Source organism: Streptomyces coffeae, assembly GCF_016741875.1.
Lineage (GTDB): Bacteria > Actinomycetota > Actinomycetes > Streptomycetales > Streptomycetaceae > Streptomyces > Streptomyces coffeae.
Window position 1 is genome coordinate 435,907 of sequence record NZ_JAERRF010000003.1, and the last position, 13,778, is coordinate 449,684.

A 13,778-nucleotide genomic window follows, 5' to 3' on the forward strand; every position below is an offset into this window, starting at 1 on the left:
GGAGGCAGATCGCCACCGAGGAGCGGGACGTAACGGGGGAATGGGGGACGCCGGGGGGCGCTGGGGGGCAGAGAACGGTGTTCGGACCGACGAGAGCGAACAGTGGTGATTCATTGACCCAAGGGGACGGGTGAGGTCGTACGGCCGCGCGGTGGCACATCGGTGCCGCCGCGCGGCCGTGCGTGCCGTCGTGCTTGACAGTCCGGAATAATCTGACGGATAGTCAGAAAGCTTTTCGCTGAGGTCAGTCATGCATCCCCGTCCCGCCCAGGGGCGTCCCGTCGAGGTCCCGTCAAGGGGGTCCACTGCCCATGACCGGTGAGAGGACGGCCGGGAAACCCGCGCCCGACGACCTGTACGAGCGCCTCAAGGCGTTCGAGGGGCGGACGGCCGTACAGGGCGGCGAGGGCCGGGACCCCGTCAACGAGCCCATGATCAGGCACTGGTGCGAGGCGATGGGCGACACCAACCCCGCCTATCCGGACATCGCGCCGCCCACGATGCTCCAGGCGTGGACCATGGGCGGACTGGCGGGCCACCCGGCCGGTTCGACCCGGACGCGGGCGTACGACGAGCTGTTCGCGCTGCTCGACGACGCGGGCTGCACCTCGATCGTGGCCACCGACTGCGAGCAGGAGTATCCGCGTCCGCTGCGGCCCGGTGACCGCGTCCGCTTCGACGCGGTGATCGAGTCGGTCTCCCCGCGGAAGAACACAGCGCTGGGGTCCGGGCACTTCGTCACCACCCGGATGGATATCCATGTGGGCGATGAGCTGGTCGGGACGCACCGCTTCCGCGTCCTCACGTACGCCCCCGCCCACCGGAATCCAAAGCCGAAGCCGAAGGCGCATCCCGAGCCCGTGGCGGAAGCGGCGCGCCCCCGCCCCGTCGTCAACCGGGACAACGCCGGTTTCTGGGAGGGCGTCGCCGAGCACCGGCTGCTCCTCCAGCGCTGCACCGACTGCGGCACCCTCCGCTTCCCCTGGCTGCCCGGCTGCGGCCGGTGCGGCTCACCGGAGTGGGAGACGGCCGAGGCGTCCGGCCGCGGCACGGTGTTCAGCCATGTGGTGATGCACCACCCGCCCTTCCCCGCCTTCGACCCGCCCTACGCCGTGGGGCTGATCGAGCTCGCGGAGGGGGTGCGGATGGTCAGCGGCATCACGGGGGTGCCGTACGACAAGGTGCGCATCGGTATGCCCGTCGAGCTGGAGTTCCTGCGGGTCGACGACGCCAAGGGGACCATGGAGCTCCCGGTGTTCCGGGCGACGGCGGAGGAGGCCGTATGACCGTCCGCGCGGGCGACGCGCTGCCACCGCTGCGCATCCCGATCACCCGGACCCTCATCGTCTCCGGAGCCCTCGCCTCCCGGGACTACCAGGATGTGCACCACGACGCCGAGGCGGCCAAGGAGAAGGGCTCCCCGGACATCTTCATGAACATCCTGACCACCAATGGTCTCGTGGGGCGCTACATCACCGACCACTTCGGACCGCGGGCACGGCTGCGGAAGGTCGCGATCCGGCTCGGGGCGCCCAACTACCCCGGCGATGAGATGGTGTTGAGAGGTGAGGTCACCTCGGTCGCCGACGGTGCCGCGGAGGTCGCGGTGACCGGCGCGAACCACATCGGCAACCATGTGACCGGCACGGTCACCGTGCAACTGCCCATCGATGCCGCCCCGATGGAGTCCACCGGGCCGACCGGGGGCCCCGGAGCCGAGGAGGACCTCCGATGAGCGCCCGCGGGGGCGGCACTCTGGGCGGCGCCGCGGCCGTCGTGGGTATCGGCGCCACCGCCTTCACCAAGGACTCCGGCCGCAGTGAGCTGAGGCTCGCGGCCGAGGCCGTCCGGGCCGCCCTGGACGACGCCGGGCTCACCCCCGCCGATGTCGACGGTCTGGTCACCTTCACCATGGACACCAGCCCCGAGATCACCGTCGCCCAGGCGTGCGGCATCGGCGAGCTGTCGTTCTTCTCACGCGTCCACTACGGCGGGGGCGCCGCCTGCGCGACCGTGCAGCAGGCCGCGCTCGCCGTCGCGACGGGTGTGGCCGATGTGGTCGTCTGCTACCGCGCGTTCAACGAGCGTTCCGGGCGCCGCTTCGGGGCCGGGGTGCAGCACCGCGAACCCTCGGCCGAGGGGACCGCGCTCGGCTGGGTGCTGCCCTTCGGTCTGCTCACCCCGGCGTCCTGGGTGGCCATGGCCGCACAGCGCTATCTGCACATCTACGGTCTGACCCCCGAAGTGTTCGGCCATGTGGCCGTCACCGACCGGCGGTACGCCGCCACCAACCCGGCCGCGTACTTCTACGGCCGGCCGATCACCCCGGCCGATCACGCCGCCTCCCGCTGGGTCGTCGAACCGCTGCGGCTGCTCGACTGCTGCCAGGAGACGGACGGCGGCCAGGCCATCGTGGTCACCAGCGTCGAGCGGGCCCGCGGCCTGCGCCATCCGCCCGCGGTGATCACGGCCGCGGCGCAGGGTGCGGGGCGCGGTCAGGAGCAGATGACCAGCTTCTACCGCGACAATCTCACCGGGCTGCCCGAGATGGCCGTGGTGGCGCGGCGGCTGTGGCGCGACAGCGGTCTCGCCCCGGCCGCGATCGATGTGGGCATTCTCTACGACCACTTCACCCCGTTTGTTCTGATGCAGCTGGAGGAGTTCGGCTTCTGCGGGCGCGGTGAGGCGGCCGGATTCGTCGCCGAGGACGCGCTGCCCCTCAACACGCACGGGGGCCAGCTCGGCGAGGCGTATCTGCACGGGATGAACGGCATCGCGGAGGGCGTACGGCAGATCCGCGGCACCTCGGTCAACCAGGTCCCGCACGCCTCGCGCGTCCTGGTCACCGCGGGCACCGGGGTACCGACATCCGGGCTTCTCCTCGGCGCAGACGGCTGAACCGCGCGCGTGTCTGCGGCTTCGGCCGTCCCTCATCCTCCTTCATTTGTCATATGAGCCGAAGGAAGCAGAGTGGCTGGGCGATCACGGGCTGGGCCGCGGGTCTGGTCACAGCCCTGGCCTCGATCACCGGTGCCGCCCCTGTCTCGTCCAAGGCTGCGCTCCCTGCCCCGTCCGAGACCGGTGGATTCTCCTCGGCGGAGTCCGCCCTCCCCGACCCCCGCGATCTGGGCGCCAAGGTCTTCACGGGCTGGGCCTTCGACACCTGCCGCACCCCGCCCCTCAGCACCCTGCGCGCCTGGCACGGCTCCCGCTACCGCGCCCTGGGCGTCTACTTCGGCGGCCGCGGCCGGGCCTGCCCGAGTCAGCCCCATCTCACCGCCTCCTGGATGCGCGGGGCCGCGGCCCTGGGATGGCACGCGCTGCCCGTCTACGTCGGCTCCCAGTCGCCGTGCGTCCGCAACATCGACAAGACACATGTACCGATCGGCAGCTCCCCCTGGTCGCAGGGGCGTGCGGAGGCGAGGGACGCGGTGGCCCGCGCCAAGGCGCTGGGCATGAAGGAGCGCAGCGCGCTCTATCTCGACATGGAGGCGTACGACCAGTCGCACACCGGCTGCGCCGCCACCACGCTCTCCTTCATCCGTGCCTGGAACCGCGAAGTCGCCGCACAGGGCTTCTTCCCCGGCTTCTACAGCAGCGCCGAGTCCGGGGTGCGCCATCTGGAACAGGCCCGGAAGGACGGAGTCGATGACCTCCCCTCCGTCATGTGGTTCGCCCGCTGGACCACGAAGGCGTCGCTGAACGGGGAACCGGCCCTCGCCGGGGCCGCCTGGCAGCCGCACCGCCGCGTCCACCAGTACAGGGGCAACGTCGATGTCACATACGGCGGCCGGACGCTGCGGATCGACCGCAACAAGGTGGACGCGCCGGTCGCGATCGTCGAATGACCCCACCCCTCCGGCGAATCCCCGACCCTCGCCCTGCCCCATCCCCCCTCAGGAGGTGATGCGGGCCCCACCCCTACAACTTGAGAGTGACCCGGCTTCGGCACCTGGGACCGATCCGCGATGAGCTGCTCGCTCATAGCGTTGAGACATGACCACGACCGTGTGCACGGGCGCTTCCACTGGTGCGTTCCCGTCGTTCTCCTCGTACGTCAAGGCGCGGGGGCCGGTTCTGCTGCGCACCGCCCGCTCACTGACCGCCAACGCCTTCGACGCGGAGGACTTGCTCCAGACCGCCCTGGCGAAGACGTACCTTTCGTGGGAGCGCATAGAGGACCACAAGGCGCTGGACGGCTATGTGCGACGTGCGCTGGTGAACACACGCACTTCGCAGTGGCGCAAGCGCAAGGTCGACGAGTTCGTGTGCGAGGAACTGCCCGAGCCGGATCCGGTCCCCGCTCCCGACCCCGCCGAGCAGCAGGTGCTCCGCGACGCCATGTGGCGCGCGGTACTCCGGCTGCCGGACCGCCAGCGAGCCATGGTCGTCCTCAGGTACTACGAGGACCTGAGCGAGGCCCAGACCGCTGAGGTGCTCGGGGTGTCCGTCGGCACGGTGAAGAGCGCGGTCTCGCGCGCCCTCGGCAAGCTGCGCGAGGACCCGGACCTCTGCTGCGCGGCCTGACGGCCTCCCCGGTCGCGCGCTCCGGGCCCGATCGTCACGTCCACGCCGCAGTCCAGGGCTGTTCATGCGGGGCGGGGTTTTCCACAGCGGAGTTATCCACAGGGGATGACATAACAGCCGGTCGGCAGCAAAATCAGCGGCAGTTCTACCCGCGCGTAACCGGAACCCCTGGAGGCCCCGGTGCTCAGCACGATGCAGGATGTACCGCTGACCGTGACCCGCATCCTCATGCATGGTTCGGTTGTGCACGGCACGGCCCAGGTGACCACCTGGACCGGCGAGGGCGCGCCCCGGCGCCGTACCTTCCGGGAGGTCGGCGGGCGATCCGCGGCGCTCGCCCACGCGCTGCGCGAGGAGCTCGGGGTCGAGCGCGGTGAGCGCGTGGGCACGCTCCTGTGGAACAACGGCGAGCATCTGGAGTGCTATCTCGCGGTGCCGTCCATGGGCGCCGTGCTGCACACCCTCAACCTCCGGCTGCCGGCCGAGCAGCTCTCCTGGATCGTGAACCACGCCGCCGACCGCGTGATCATCGTCAATGGGTCGCTGCTGCCGCTGCTCGCCCCGCTCCTCCCCGGCCTCGGCTCCGTCGAGCACATCGTGGTCACCGGTCCGGGCGACCGTTCCCTCCTGGACGGATGCGGTGCGCGGGTCCATGAGTACGAGGCACTGATCCAGGGCCGCCCCGCCCACTACGACTGGCCGGAGCTCGACGAGCGCGAGGCCGCCGTGCTCTGCTACACCTCGGGGACGACCGGGGACCCCAAGGGGGTGGCCTACAGCCACCGTTCGATCTATCTCCACTCGATGCAGGTCAACAGCGCCGAGTCGTTCGCGATCTCCGGGCGCGACACCCTGCTGCCGGTGGTGCCGATGTTCCATGCGAACGCCTGGGGCACCCCACACGCCGCCTTCATGGCGGGCGCCTCGATAGTGATGCCCGACCGCTTCCTCCAGCCCGAGCCGCTCGCCGAGATGATCGAGAGCGTGCGCCCCACCATCGCCGCCGCCGTGCCGACCATCTGGCAGGGGCTGCTGGCCGAGTTGGAAGCGAAGCCGCGGGACGTGGCCTGTCTGCGCAATGTCTACATCGGCGGTGCTGCCTGTCCGCCCGCCCTGATGAAGGAGTTCGAGGAGCGCCACGGCATCCGTGTGGTGCACGCCTGGGGCATGACGGAGACCTCGCCGCTGGGCACCCTGGCCCAGCCGCCCGCCGGCGTCCCGGACGAGGACGCCTGGCCGTACCGCGTGAGCCAGGGCCGTTTCCCGGCCTCCGTGCAGGCCCGGCTGACCGCGCCCGACGGCGGTCGGGTGCCGTGGGACGGGACGACGGCGGGCGAGCTGGAGGTGCGCGGCCCGTGGATCGCCGGGGCGTACTACGGAGGCGCGGCAGGTGAGCCGTTCCGCCCCGACGACAAGTTCACCGAGGACGGCTGGCTGAAGACCGGTGACGTCGGCACCATCACGCCCGACGGCTATCTGACGCTGACCGACCGCGCCAAGGACGTCATCAAGTCCGGTGGTGAGTGGATCTCGTCGGTCGAGCTGGAGAACCAGCTCATGGGCCATCCGGAGGTCGCTGAGGCGGCGGTTGTGGCCGTGCCGGACGATAAGTGGGGCGAGCGTCCGCTCGCCGCCGTGGTGCTGAAGGAGGGCGCCACCGTCGACTACGAGGCCCTCCGGGCCTTCCTCGCCGAGCGGATCGCGCGCTGGCAGCTCCCCGAGCGCTGGACGCTGATCCCGGCGGTGCCGAAGACGAGCGTGGGCAAGTTCGACAAGAAGCTGCTGCGGAAGCAGTACGCGGACGGGGAGCTGGACGTGACCGAGCTCGACTGACCCGGCCCCCGGCCCCGGCCCGGAGCCGGACTCGGGAGCGGGGTGAGGGGCGAGGGCCGGGCCGGACGCGTCCTTTGTTCCCGGGGTGGGCCGGGGGCGCGCTCACGCCCCTCGCCCGCCGACGCACCGCGTCAGTTGGTGCCGATCTTCGCCAACAGGTCCACGATCCGGGCCTGTACCTCCGCGCTCGTCGAGCGCTCCGCGAGGAACAGCACGGTCTCGCCCGACGTCAGCCGCGACAGCTGCCCCGGGTCGATGTCCGCCGCGGTGTAGACGACCAGCGGGGTGCGGTTGAGCAGACCGTTGCCACGCAGCCAGTCCACGATCCCGGCCCGGCGGCGGCGTACCTGCATCAGGTCCATCACCACCAGGTTCGGCCGCATCTGCCCGGCGAGCGACACCGCGTCGGCGTCCGTCGCCGCGCGGGCGACCTGCATCCCGCGCCGCTCCAGCGTCTCCGTCAGCGCCGCCGCGATCGGCTCGTGCTCCTCGATCAGCAGTACGCGGGGCGGGTGCTGCTCACTGTCGCGCGGGGCGAGCGCCTTGAGCAGGACGGCCGGGTCGGCGCCGTACGCCGCCTCCCGTGTCGCCTGGCCGAGCCCCGCCGTCACCAGCACCGGCACCTCGGCGGCGACCGCCGCCGTACGCAGCGACTGAAGCGCGGTACGGGTGATCGGCCCGGTCAGCGGGTCGACGAAGAGCGCCGCCGGATACGCGGCGATCTGCGCGTCCACCTCCTCCCGGGAGTTGACGATCACCGGGCGGTAGCCGCGGTCGCTCAGCGCCTGCTGCGTGGACATGTCCGGCGCGGGCCACACGAGGAGGCGGCGCGGATTGTCCAGCGGCTCCGGCGGCAGTTCGTCGTCCAGGGGCGGGGTGCGGTCGTCGACGATCTCGATGGCGCCGTTCGGCCCGTCCAGCGGTTCCGGACCCTCGGCGCCCTCGTCCGGCGCGCCGATCGCGAACGCCCGGCCCGAGCTCTGCGGCCCCGGCGCGCGATGCGGCTGTGCGCCCGCTCCGGGCTGCGGTCGCGACGGCGTCGCGGGCTGTGCGCCGGACGGCGCTCCCGGCTGTGTCCCGGCCTGGGGCGGCGGGGTCCGGTCGGCGGCCGCCGCGGCTTCCGGTGCCGGACCGCCCTGGTCCGGACCCGGCACATCGGGTCGGGCGGCCAGCTTGCGACGTCGGCCCGACCCCGCCGTGGCCGTGCCGCCGGAGGGCGTCTGGGACTGAGGCGGGGGCTGCTGCCCCTGCGGACGGCCGCCCTGCGGCTGACCCGGGCGCTGCACTCCGGTGGGCTGCTGACCGATGGGGTGCTGACCCGTCGGATGCTGCCCGGTGGCATGCTCACCGGCCTGCTGGGCGAACGGCACCCCTTGTCCCAGCGTGCGCACGCTGATCGCGCGCCCTGTGGTGTCCGCGCCCGGCGGCGCCTCGGCGGGCAGCGGCTGGGAGCCTGGCCGCGCGGGTGTGGCCGACCACTGGCCCGACGGCGGACCGCTGGGCTGGGCGGCCGGACCCGGCTGCTCCTCGGAGAGCGGTCGGCGCGCCCGGCGCCGCCCGGTGGGCTGCTGCTCCTGCTGTTGTTCGTGCTCGGGACCGCGGGCGGCGGGCAGCGCTGCCATGGCCGACTCACCCTGCCCGGGGGCGCCGTTGGGGCGTACGGGCTCGCCGCGTACGGCAAGACCGCCACCGCCCTGTGGCTGAGTGGCGCCGAGGGGACCGTGCTGCGCGGGGACCAGCCCGGCCGGGCCCAGCTCCGGCGGCAGCCCGCCGTGCTCCGGCGTCCGGTCGGCCGCGGCGGGCGGCAGCGCGAAGGGGGACCGGGCGGCGCCGGGCTCCTCCGCGGGCTGCCCCTGGGGCTGGGCCTGTTCCTCGTCGGACAGCGGCCGTTCCGGGGCCTCGGCCAGCGCCCGGCGGGCCCGGCGCCGTCCGGTCGGCGCGGAAGCCTGCTGCGGCTGGCCGCCGTTGGTGCCCTGCGGAGCATCGCCCCACTGCGCCTGCTGCTGCTCGCGCTCCTGCTGCTCGTGCGGCGGCTGCTGTTCTTGCTGCTGCTGTTCGTGCTCGGGGCTGCGGGCGGCGGGCAGCGCGGGCATGGCGCCAGGCTGAACCTGCTGCTGCGGCGCCGGGTCGGTGGCATCGGCCGCCGCTGGGGGGAGCGCGAGGGCGGACCGGGGGGCCGCGCCGTTCTCCTGGGCCGGGGCGCCGCGCCGGGCGCGCCGCCCGCCGGGGGCCTGCCCGGCCATGCCCTGAGGCGGCACCACGCCCATACCGGCGGGGCCGACCGGCTGCGGAGCGGCTGCCTCCGGTGCGTCGTCGGCGCGGGCGTGGCGGTGGTGCCCGCTTCCGCTGCCGTTGGTGTCCTGGGTGGCCGTGCCGGGGGCCGGGGTCTCGTCGGGGTGCGGGCGTGCCCGGCGACGCCCGGTCGGCCGCGGCTCGTTCTGGTGCGCGCCGGTGTCGTCGCCACCCACGGCGGGCTGTTCGGCCGGTGCGCCCGCGCTCTGCTCGCCGTTCTGCGTTCCGCTGCCGTCGGTGTCCTGGGTGGCCGTGCCGGGGGCCGGGGTCTCGTCGGGGTGCGGACGTGCCCGGCGGCGCCCGGTCGGCGTATGGCCGGTGCCGTTCCCGGCCGTGCCACCGCCGGAGGTGCCGCCGCCGGAGGTGCTGCTCCCCGAGGTGCCGCCGCCGGAGGTGCCCTGCCCTTGTGTACCGTCGCCGCGCTCCGCGCTCGACGCGGCGTTCGCGCGCTCCAGGTCCGCGGCGGCGGCCGAGATCGGTACCTCCAGGACATAGGCGTGTCCGCCCATACCCGGCATCTCATGGGTCTGGAGCACGCCCCCGTGCCGGCGCACGATCCCGCGCACGATGGGCTCGTGCACCGGGTCGCCGCCCGCGTAGGGCCCGCGCACCTCGACCCTTATGACGTTCCCGCGCTGCGCCGCCGCGACGACGATCGTGGAGTCCCCGGACGCCGCGCCGCCCGAGGCCGCCTTGCCGGTCGAGTCGACACCGGCCACGTCCGCGACGAGATGGGCGAGCGCCTGAGCCAGCCGATCCGCGTCCACCTCGGCCTCGATCGGCGGCGCATGCACGGCGAACTGCGCCCGGCCCGGGCCGATCAGCTCGACCGCGCCCTCGACACCCGCCGCCACGACCTCGTCCATGGAGACCGCGCGCCGGGCCAGCTCCTCGCCGTCCGCGTCGAGCCGCTGGTAGCTCAGGACGTTGTCCACGAGCGTGGTCATCCGGGTGTACCCGGCGGCGAGGTGGTGCAGGATCTGGTTGGCCTCCGGCCACAGCTGTCCGGCCGGGTCGTCGGCCAGGACGCCCAGCTCGTGGCGGAGCTCCAGCAGCGGCCCGCGCAGCGACTGGTCGAGCACGGCCAGCAACTGGGTGTTCCGGTCGGTGAGGGACTCCAGCTGCTCCGCGTACCGCTCGCGCTCCCCGGCCAACTGCCCCCGGAGGTCGTCCAGCGCCTGGGTGTGCTGGGTGGTGAGCTCCTCCAGCTCCGCGGTGTGCTTGGCGGTGAGGCTCTCCAGCTCCTCGGCGTGCTGGGAGGTGAGGCCCTCCACCTCCTCGGTGTGAGCCGCGACCAGGTCCCGCTCGGCGCGCCGGTCGGTGAAGGTCATCACGGCGCCGACGAGTTGCTCGCCGTCCCGTACGGGCGCGGTCGTCAGATCGACCGGAACCTGGCTGCCGTCCTTGGCCCACAGCACCTGACCGCGCACCCGGTGCTTGCGGCCGGACCGCAGGGAGTCGGCGAGCGGCGATTCCTCGTACGCGAAGGGGGAACCGTCCGGGCGCGAGTGGTGTACCAGAGAGTGAAGCTCCTGACCGCCCAAGTCACTGGCCCGGTAGCCGAGGATCTGCGCCGCGGACGGGTTGACGAGGACCACCTTGCCCTCGGTGTCCACGCCGACCACGCCCTCCGCCGCCGCGCGCAGGATCATCTCGGTCTGGCGCTGCTGGCGGGCGAGTTCGGCCTCGGTGTCGAGCGTCCCGGTCAGGTCGCGCACGATGAGCATCAGCAGCTCATCGCCGGTGTAGCTGTACTGATCGGCGTAGGGGGTCCGGCCATCCTCCAGATTGGCGCTGGTCACCTCGACGGGGAACTGCGCCCCGTCGGTGCGCCGGGCCATCATCCGGGTCGGCTTGGTGCCGCTCGTCCGCTCCGCGTCCGCGGGGCGCCGCATCGACCCGGGAATGCGGTTGGGATCGAAGGAGGGGAGCAGATCGAGCAGACCACGACCGACGAGGGCGGTTCCCGGTGTCTCGAAGGACTGGAGCGCGATGTGGTTGGCGTTGACGACCGTGCCATTGCAGTTGACCAGCAGCAGTGCGTCGGGAAGGGCGTCGAGTATCGCTGCGAGGCGAGCAGCGCCTCGGGATGGCCTGCTGCTCACGACGACGCTTCCTCCCTGACTACCGCACCTTGCTGACACCCGCGGTCATTCTGCCGCCCCGTCTGCGGAGTGTCTCTAGGGGAGTCTACGGGCACCTGCGGCGGGCGCGACGGTAGATGAGAGGGAGCTCGCAGCACGACGTACGCGTCTCGACGCACGCCCGGACAAACCTCTCCGAGGGTCGGCCCTTCTCCGTCCTGGGCCAATCCCCCGGTCCGCTCCCATCACCACCCATCAGCTACCAGAGGTTCGCAAAACCACGGAGAATCGGTTCCATCGGGCGATTTCACACCCGTTGGTGCGGTCGAAGCGAGCGTTGACGGGCCGCCCCGCCCACCGCCCGCTCACCCACGCGGTGGCCGGCCCCCCGTACATCCCCGTGCACATCGCCCCGGGCGGCACCGGCGCGAAGGGGTCCCGCCCCCACTCCGTCTGCGAGTCGAGCTGCCCACATGCCGCCCGCGCCCGCGGATGCGTACCGCCGGCCGGGTGGCAGGAGAGCACATATCGCGCGGCATCCGCGGGATCTCCGGTCTCACTCACGGTGATCGCCAGCCGGTCGGCGCTCTCCCCGTCGATCGGCAGCGGCAGCGGCAGCGGCGTCCCCCATGCGGGGGCCAGTGTGGCGACGGAGGCGGCGGCGGTGACAGCGGCGGTGACGGCGATGCGGTGCAGCAGGGGCATGGGGGCACTCCTGGAGTGATCGATCCGGGGCGCGCTGCCCCTGCCTCCTCTAACGCGCCGCCGAAGCGCGCGTTGCGCCGCCAATAGGGCTTTGCGGTGGTGCCCGCCCGCCGAGTACCGTAGGGCGCGATTGGTGACATCCCGCTGGGCTGTGACATCATCTGCACACACCACATCGCGCTCGCGTGATGGGACTGGTGTGCTGGAGGCTTCGCCTAGTCTGGTCTATGGCGCCGCACTGCTAATGCGGTTTGGGCCTTAAAGCCCATCGAGGGTTCAAATCCCTCAGCCTCCGCTTCTCCAGGAGCCCCGGCCGAAATAGGCCGGGGCTCCTGTGTTTGCGGGGGTCTGCCGCTGCCGATGAGCTGGCATGACTGCTGGTATCTGATCGAATGCGTTGAGTGAAAACGCTGCGGGGTATCGCGCCCCTGACCTGGATCACCTCTCGCCTCCACGGTGCGCCGCGACGGCGGGCGCGCCGACCCCCAAATATGGAGTTTTCGCAGGTCAGGGAGGGTGCGGCAAACGGATTTCGCGTGACGCCGCAGGTCATGTAATGTTGTCCCCGCAACGCCGACCGGCAAGAAAAACCGCCGCAAAGCCAAGCGCTCGTAGCTTAACGGATAGAGCACTTGACTACGGATCAAGAGGTTGCAGGTTCGAATCCTGCCGAGCGCGCAGCAGCTCAGAGGCCCCTTCCGATCATCGGAAGGGGCCTCTGGCGTATACGGTGACCGCGCAACTGACATCAGCCGCAGCCCCGGCCCGTCAGACCGCTGTCGGGACGCCGCTCCATCCGAGCCCGCGTTGGCTGCGCGCATCGCGCACTGCGATCCTCCGGTTCTGCCTGGTCCCAGTCCGTGTCCGCGACGGCCCCGAGCCGCCGCGCCTCTCCGATGCGGACCACCTGGAGTCGACGAAGATCCGGCCCACGATGGACGAGTGGGGGAAGCTCTCGTACGACGAGCGAGGTGGTGGAGGCGGAGCGGGGCGACTGGCGGCCCGGTCCGCGGATCCGTGGATCAGGCGTCCATGTGGAACTTGTCGATGTCCCAGTGCTGGTTGCCCCGCTCGGTGAAGACCAGGACGTTCAGCCGACCGCTGTTGAAGTTGAAGTCGCAGGTCTTGGAATGGCCCTTGCCGCCCACCTTGCACACGCGGACATTGTCCGAGGCGGGCCCGAAGAGACTGACGGCGAAGGTGCGGCCGTCAGCCTTGAGGTCCTTGACCGTGACAGTGTCGGTGGCCGAGTTGTACGACATGGAGCCCTGGGCGTACCGCTCGCTCACGTTGTTGGTGGCGGCCGAACTCGTGCCCGCGCCGATCGTGAAGGCGAGGCCGAGGCAAACGGCGGCGGAAGCGGGGGCGGCGATCAGCGCCCGGCGTATGGACTTATGCATGCGTGTTGCTCTCTCTGAATTGAATGACCACGAAGCGGTGGTCTCTCTGCGCAGATGCTAAACGCGCGGCGCGACGTGGCCATGGGGGATTGTTCCCATGACAGGCGTCACACCGCCTACGCTGCGGGACCTGACGCCACACCATATGAGGCCGCATCACCCGGTGGCAGCACGCTTCCAGCTGCCCGCCCCGGCCACGCTGCCACCCCGGCGCCGGCAGCAACGGCCGGACCCCGGCCCACTCGGCATCCGACAGGTCCGTTGGGTAGCGCGGCAACCTCCACCCGTGGTCAGCCCAGACTGGAGTACTAGCCGAGGGTCCACTTGCCCATGCGTTCCTCGTCGAGCCCGTTGGCGTCCATCTGGTATGTCAGGGCCGTGATCTTCACGTCCTCCGGCACGTTGAAGATCACCCAACCGGCAGCCTGCTTGCCCGGCCGGAGGATCAGAGGGATGTCCAGGGACTCGCCGGCGGTGGGGGATCCGGGCTTGCCGACGTAGCTCTTACCGGTCGAGTCGACGACCTTCGCCTCGTTGTACGGGGTGTAGTGGTAGGTGCCCTGGCCGGTGTTGACGATCGTGAACTCCGCTGCGACCAGGCGCTCCCCGGCGGGAGCCTTGAAGTAGTCGACCTTCGCCTGGGCGCGGTCCACGTACCTCTTCAACGTGAAGTCGGCCCGGCCCGTGCCCTTGGAGTCCAGGTTGGTGGGGCTTCCCTCCAGCGCGAGGGTGTCGCCGAGCTTGCCGACCGGCGGCTGCGCGCTGCCGGGCCCGGCGTCAGGCGTCTGCTCACCGCCGGGTTTCGCGGCGCCGCTGGAACCGGTGTTCTTCGTGGGGCCCGCCTTGCTGCCCTCGTCCGAACCGCCGCATGCCACAAGGGTGGCGGTGAGTGTGACGACCGCCGCGGCGGCCGCGATGGAACGGTGCATGGCATTCC

10 protein-coding genes and 2 tRNA genes are annotated in these 13,778 nt (G+C 71.7%); 8 read left to right on the plus strand and 4 right to left on the minus strand.

The window, feature by feature from the left end; translation table 11 throughout:
• Positions 1-311 precede the first annotated feature (311 nt).
• The 6 genes from JK363_RS06685 (at position 312) to JK363_RS06710 (ending at position 6,360) form a co-directional block, all read left to right on the plus strand.
• Positions 312-1,286: a bifunctional MaoC family dehydratase N-terminal/OB-fold nucleic acid binding domain-containing protein gene (locus JK363_RS06685; protein ID WP_201872412.1), complete on the plus strand. Its 975-nt coding sequence runs from the start codon at positions 312-314 to the stop codon at positions 1,284-1,286.
• The gene (locus tag JK363_RS06690) at positions 1,283-1,735 is read left to right on the plus strand and encodes a MaoC family dehydratase (protein WP_201872414.1); all 453 of its coding nucleotides are present in this window, start codon (positions 1,283-1,285) and stop codon (positions 1,733-1,735) included. Before JK363_RS06685 ends, JK363_RS06690 begins: the two co-directional genes overlap by 4 nt.
• A complete protein-coding gene (locus tag JK363_RS06695; RefSeq protein ID WP_201872415.1) occupies positions 1,732-2,898 on the plus strand; it encodes a lipid-transfer protein in 1,167 nt (388 codons plus the stop codon). The genes JK363_RS06690 and JK363_RS06695 overlap by 4 nt, the downstream gene beginning before the upstream one ends.
• Positions 2,899-2,951: 53 nt before the next feature.
• Complete coding sequence (locus JK363_RS06700) at positions 2,952-3,848, plus strand: DUF1906 domain-containing protein (RefSeq protein WP_201872416.1); 897 nt, start codon at positions 2,952-2,954, stop codon at positions 3,846-3,848.
• Positions 3,849-3,996: 148 nt separating this feature from the next.
• Positions 3,997-4,527, plus strand: a complete 531-nt coding sequence (locus JK363_RS06705) for a SigE family RNA polymerase sigma factor (RefSeq protein ID WP_201872418.1) — start codon at positions 3,997-3,999, stop codon at positions 4,525-4,527.
• A gap of 180 nt (positions 4,528-4,707) precedes the next feature.
• Entirely contained in the window at positions 4,708-6,360 is a 1,653-nt protein-coding gene (locus JK363_RS06710; protein WP_201872420.1) for a long-chain fatty acid--CoA ligase, read from the plus strand.
• 131 nt (positions 6,361-6,491) lie between these two features.
• Here JK363_RS06710 and JK363_RS43710 read toward each other — a convergent pair whose 3' ends face one another.
• Complete coding sequence (locus tag JK363_RS43710) at positions 6,492-10,757, minus strand: hybrid sensor histidine kinase/response regulator (protein ID WP_201872427.1); 4,266 nt, start codon at positions 10,755-10,757, stop codon at positions 6,492-6,494.
• Positions 10,758-10,991: 234 nt separating this feature from the next.
• Positions 10,992-11,441 carry an SSI family serine proteinase inhibitor gene (locus JK363_RS06720; RefSeq protein WP_201872429.1) on the minus strand — a complete coding sequence of 150 codons (450 nt, stop codon included), beginning with the start codon at positions 11,439-11,441 and terminating at the stop codon, positions 10,992-10,994.
• 204 nt (positions 11,442-11,645) lie between these two features.
• Here JK363_RS06720 and JK363_RS06725 point away from each other — a divergent pair.
• Together JK363_RS06725 and JK363_RS06730 are read left to right on the plus strand one after the other, a co-directional pair.
• Positions 11,646-11,736, plus strand: a tRNA-Ser gene (locus JK363_RS06725).
• Between the two features lie 310 nt (positions 11,737-12,046).
• Positions 12,047-12,119 (plus strand) — tRNA-Arg (locus JK363_RS06730).
• Positions 12,120-12,463: 344 nt separating this feature from the next.
• Here JK363_RS06730 and JK363_RS06735 read toward each other — a convergent pair.
• Both JK363_RS06735 and JK363_RS06740 read right to left on the minus strand, forming a co-directional pair.
• Positions 12,464-12,841: a hypothetical protein gene (locus JK363_RS06735; RefSeq protein ID WP_201872431.1), complete on the minus strand. Its 378-nt coding sequence runs from the start codon at positions 12,839-12,841 to the stop codon at positions 12,464-12,466.
• A 308-nt stretch (positions 12,842-13,149) separates the two neighbouring features.
• Positions 13,150-13,770: a DUF4352 domain-containing protein gene (locus JK363_RS06740; protein ID WP_201872434.1), complete on the minus strand. Its 621-nt coding sequence runs from the start codon at positions 13,768-13,770 to the stop codon at positions 13,150-13,152.
• Positions 13,771-13,778: the final 8 nt, after the last annotated feature.